This window comes from Escherichia sp. KCJ4928, assembly GCF_004352695.1.
GTDB lineage: Bacteria > Pseudomonadota > Gammaproteobacteria > Enterobacterales > Enterobacteriaceae > ECMA0423.
On the sequence record NZ_SJWV01000829.1, the window covers coordinates 1 to 255 of the forward strand.

Annotated in this window: 1 protein-coding gene; it reads left to right on the top strand. The window is 53.3% G+C overall.

The features are described from left to right. A partial coding sequence (locus tag E0D98_RS26970; protein ID WP_131891703.1) for a hypothetical protein occupies positions 1-255 on the top strand: 255 nt, incomplete at both ends.

The window sequence follows — 255 nt, forward strand, 5'->3', positions numbered from 1 at the left end:
GGACAGCCTCCCCGAATGAACCGCAGGTGAATGCTGTTTCTGCCATTGACAGCAACGCAAAGAATACCTCTGCCGCCACCACTGACGACCGAAATGTATTAGCACAAGAACCCAATGCTGACGCCACAGTTACGACCACGGCTCACGACACCGGCACAGCAGAAACAGATTCACCTTCTGAACCTGCAGAGATTCAGCCAGTGCAGCAGGCCAGTCCTGAACCATCGGCTAAAGATAAACCACAGGAGAACGTAG